The 4,607-nt window shown below is 47.6% G+C and carries 4 protein-coding genes and 1 tRNA gene; all 5 read left to right on the forward strand.

What is annotated here, in order from left to right:
- Positions 1-2,057, forward strand: a 2,057-nt coding sequence (locus HY768_07850; GenBank protein MBI4727120.1) for an N-6 DNA methylase, incomplete at its 5' end; no start/stop codon positions are given.
- Between the two features lie 81 nt (positions 2,058-2,138).
- Complete coding sequence (locus HY768_07855; GenBank protein ID MBI4727121.1) at positions 2,139-2,411, forward strand: TMEM165/GDT1 family protein; 273 nt, start codon at positions 2,139-2,141, stop codon at positions 2,409-2,411.
- A gap of 113 nt (positions 2,412-2,524) precedes the next feature.
- A complete protein-coding gene (locus tag HY768_07860; protein ID MBI4727122.1) occupies positions 2,525-3,685 on the forward strand; it encodes a pyridoxal phosphate-dependent aminotransferase in 1,161 nt (386 codons plus the stop codon).
- A gap of 13 nt (positions 3,686-3,698) precedes the next feature.
- A complete protein-coding gene (locus HY768_07865) occupies positions 3,699-3,977 on the forward strand; it encodes a hypothetical protein (GenBank protein MBI4727123.1) in 279 nt (92 codons plus the stop codon).
- 508 nt (positions 3,978-4,485) lie between these two features.
- Positions 4,486-4,561, forward strand: a tRNA-Ala gene (locus HY768_07870).
- Positions 4,562-4,607: the final 46 nt, after the last annotated feature.

Here is a 4,607-nt window from a genome sequence, read left to right on the forward strand (position 1 = left end):
AATACGATCCATCCTTGCGCGAAAAGCGCGGCGTTTACTATACGCCGGAGCCGGTGGTTGGGTATATCGTCCGTTCTTTGCACCAGATTCTAAAAGACGAATTCAACAAGGCCGACGGCTTGGCCTCCCCAGATGTAACGGCGCTTGATCCGGCCGCCGGAACGCTGACCTTTTTAGCCGAAGCCGCCAAATTGGCGGTCAATGAATTTGTTGGCAAATACGGCAAAGGCAGCAAGGATAAATTCATCAAAGAGCATATCTTAAAAAACTTCTATGCCTTTGAACTGATGATGGCCCCTTATGCGGTGGGGCATTTAAAAATGGGTTTTTTGCTGGAGGAATTGGGCTATAAGTTGCGCGATGATGACCGCTTCAAATTGTATTTGACCAACACCCTTGAAATGGACGAATTCAAGCAGACCAATATCCCGTTTATGGCCGAATTGTCCAAAGAATCCAGGGAAGCAAATCATGTAAAACGACAGGAAAAGATATTGGTGATAATGGGAAACCCGCCGTATTCCGGTATTTCTACCAATAAGGGCGAATGGATTACCAAATTAATAGAAGACTACAAATATGTTGATGGAAAGCATTTTGGCGAGCGTAAACACTGGCTGCAGGACGACTATGTGAAATTCATCCGTTTTGCCCAATGGAAAATCGAACAGGCCGGGCAGGGCGCAGTGGGCATGATCACCAATCACGGGTATTTGGATAATCCCACCTTTAGAGGCATGCGTCAGTCGTTGATGAATACCTTTGATGAAATACGCGTTCTTGATCTGCACGGCAATGCGCTTAAAAAGGAAAAATGCCCCGATGGTTCAGATGACAAGAATGTATTTGATATCATGCAGGGCGTGGCTATTGTGATTATGATGAAACGTAAATCAAAAGATAAAACTAAAGTCTTCCATGCGGAAAAATATGGATTACGCGCAATAAAATATAATTGGCTTGATAAACATGAGATAACTAACACTAAGTGGACAAAATTAAAAACAAGTTCGCCAACGTATTTCTTCTATCCCAGAAATGAAAAAGGACTTGCTGAATATAGTTCATGGCCCGCGATATCTGAAATATTTCCATTGAACGTTACGGGAATAGTGACTGCCCGTGATGAATTTGCTACTGATTGGGATAAAGGCGCTCTACGGCGCAGGATAGAAACATTCAGGAACTTAAAGCTTGATGATGACTTCGTCAAAAACGCGTATAAACTTTCTGAAAACTATATGTGGCGCATTGCCAAAGCGAGAAGGGATTTGAGCAAAGTAGAGGATTGGGAGAAATATTTCACTAAAATTCTTTATCGACCTTTTGATGAAAAGCATATATATTTTCATGACACAGTTGTTTGGAGAACCCGCAAGGAAGTTATGCAACATATGGTAGATGGCAGCAACATAGGTCTTATATCTGTTCGCCAAGTTGCCGAAGGTATATTTAATCATGCTTTTGTGGCTGATGCGATTATTGAAAGCAGAGTGACCCTCAGCAATAAGGGAATAGGTTATTTATTTCCCCTTTATGTAAATTCAGAAAAGAAAAAATCCAAAGGGTCTTCTCCCGGCGTTATGATGCTTTTTGAACCCAGAGCCGAATACAATGTGAAAAAGCCCAATTTAACGCCGGAGCTTGTAGAAAAGCTTACAAAGGCTTACGGCGAAACACCCCAGCCGGAGCGGATATTCAATTACATCTACGCCGTGCTTTATTCCAATACTTACCGGACAAAATATGCGGAGTTCCTCAAAAGCGATTTTCCCCGCGTTCCGGTTACCGCCGATTATAAGCTGTTTTTGAAACTATCCGCACTGGGCGGACAGTTGGTGGAGATGCATTTACTGAAATCCAAAGCCCTTGATAAACCTATGATTAAATTTGAGGGTAAAGGCAATAATCGGGTTGGTAAGTTAATTTATGAGAACCCCTCGCCCACCGGGAGAGGGGCAGGGGAGAGGTTAAAACTATACATAAACGAAGCTCAATATTTCTCCGGTCTTTCACAAAATATTTACGAATATCAAATAGGCGGTTATCAGAAATAGCCACCTCATTGCACGAAACTGTTATTACCCAAAAAGAGATAGACAAACATTACGATAAAATAGAAACGAAAACGATTTAATATGAACTGGAAAATCTTTGGCGCCGCTTTCGTCACCCTGTTTCTGGCCGAGCTGGGAGACAAGACCCAGCTGGCCGTGATCACCATGACCGCCGAGTCCAGAAGCTGGCTCTCGGTCTTCCTGGGGGGCAGCCTGGCCCTGGTCTGCGTGACCCTGATCGGGGCGCTGTTCGGGCAGGCCATCATCAAGGTCATTCCGCAGAACATCCTGCATTACATCGCCGGGGGGCTGTTCATAGTCATGGGCATCCTGGCCATACTGGGGAAACTATAAACCTGCCACAAAGGCACCAAGGCACCAAGCCAAATCGTGAATTGTAAATTGTGAATTGTGAATAGTTATTTTGTCTTAGTGCCTTGGTGGTAAAGAAATAATATAGGAGATATATGAAGTTTGCAGCCAAGATGGAGAAACTCAAAGTCGAGACCGCTTTCGAGATGATGGCCAAAGCCAAGAAACTGGAGGCCGAGGGCAAGAAGATCATCCACCTGGAGATCGGCGAGCCGGATTTCGACACTCCCAAGAACATCAAAGAGGCCGCCAAGAAGGCCCTGGACGCCGGCCAGACCCACTACGGGCCCTCGGCCGGCCTGCCCGAGCACCGCAAGGCCATCGCCGAGTATTATTCCAAACGGATCGGCATCCCATACGGGCCGGAGCACGTGGTGGTGACCCCGGGCGCCAAGCCCATCATGTCCTTCGCCATCACCGCGCTATTGGAAGAGGGCGACGAGTGCCTGGTGCCGGACCCCGGCTTTCCCATCTACCAGTCCATGGTCAAGTTCAATGGCGGAGTGCCGATACCCCTGCCGCTGCGGGAGGAGAACGATTTCCGGCTGGACGTCAAGGAGCTGAGGTCCAAGATCACCAAGAAGACCAGGCTGATCATCCTGAATTCGCCGCACAATCCCACCGGCGGCATTTTGACCAGGGACGACCTGAAGGCGGTGGCCGACATCTCGGTCAACAGCGACATCCCGGTGCTGTCCGATGAGATCTACGACCGGATGATCTACGACGGCAAGTTCGTAAGCATCGCCCAGTTCGACGGCATGAAGGAGCGGGCCATCATCCTCAACGGCTATTCCAAAACCTACGCCATGACCGGCTGGCGGGTGGGATACGGCCTGATGCCAACAGCGCTGGTGGAGCACATGGCCCGGCTGATGACCAACATCAATTCCTGCACCGCCACCTTTAGCCAGGTGGCCTGCATCGAGGCTTTAAAAGGCCCGCAGGACGAGGTCACCGCCATGATGACCGAGTTTAAGAAGCGCCGCGACTATATTGTGAACAGGATAAATAAAATACCGAAGGTATCCTGCCGCAAGCCCGCCGGAGCCTTCTACATCTTCGTCAACGTCAAGCAGACCGGGATGGACGCCCGAAAATTTACCGATTTCCTTTTGAACGACTGCGGGATCTGCGCCCTGGCCGGGGCCAACTTCGGGGCCGAGGGCGAGGGCTATGTCCGCTTTTCCTACGCCAACACTATTGAGAACCTGGCCGAAGCGGCCGACCGGATAGAAAAAGCTTTGGCGAAATAAATGATTTTTTAGTTTGGCAGAATATTACCGGGTATTCGTGGCGCCTGGAAGATTCTTCGAGGATGCAGGCAGGATAAGGATCGGCTTTGGAGGCCCTCCGGAGATATTCAAAAAGAACATCTTGAAACTGGCTGAGGTAATTACCAATCTGGCAGAATGCCGATTAGGGTTGAAAAAAACCGGGTTTTTTGATAATATTACAAAATCAGGGTTTTTAGGATTTAGACAATTAGTTACTAACAAGTTAAATTCTATGCTAATTCCGCAAAATATATTTTTATGTGTGCAGTAACGTTATACAAGTCAACGAGTAACAACGACGTTTTTTGTTCACGAAAAAGCCCCGGTAGGTCGCATTAAAATTATCAGTGAGCATCGCAAAAGACGCCGTATACCCCGCCACGCACGGCGGGGAGGCATAAATGATAAAGCGTAACATGGCCCGGATAATTTTACGCGACGAGCTTTTTTCTTTTTGGTTCTTTTTCCTTTTGGCGGCACAAAAAAGAAAAAGAACATAAATAACCTTTTGGTTTCGGCTTGTCCGGGTTAGGGTTTAGAATTTTGGTTTGCGGAGCTGCCGACTACGCCAAGGTTATGTCGGCCAGGGTAGCTTCCCTCGGCAAGCTCGGGACGGGACGCAGGGTGGTCAAGCACAACACGGAAGTAAATAAATGGGGCTGTAGCTCATCCGACTACGCCCGCAAGGCAAATTAATAAAGCCGGCTTCGTCAAACGGGGTTGGTGGCGGTTAAAAATTATTTAGCATTTTGATATTAGAATTTAGAATCTAGATTTGTGGGGCTGTAGCTCAGTTGGTAGAGCGGTACGTTCGCATCGTACAGGCAGTGGGTTCGAATCCCATCAGCTCCACCAGACTTTGCCGTAAAAGCATCAATATTATGCGGGCTTCCTCCTTCGT

This window comes from candidate division TA06 bacterium, from assembly GCA_016208585.1.
Classification (GTDB): Bacteria; Edwardsbacteria; AC1; order AC1; family EtOH8; genus UBA5202.

Coding starts and splice junctions, on each gene's coding strand:
- HY768_07855 (MBI4727121.1), top strand. CDS start 2,139: ATGAACTGGAAAATCTTTGGCGCCGCTTTCGTCACCCTGTTTCTGGCC.
- HY768_07860 (MBI4727122.1), top strand. CDS start 2,525: ATGAAGTTTGCAGCCAAGATGGAGAAACTCAAAGTCGAGACCGCTTTC.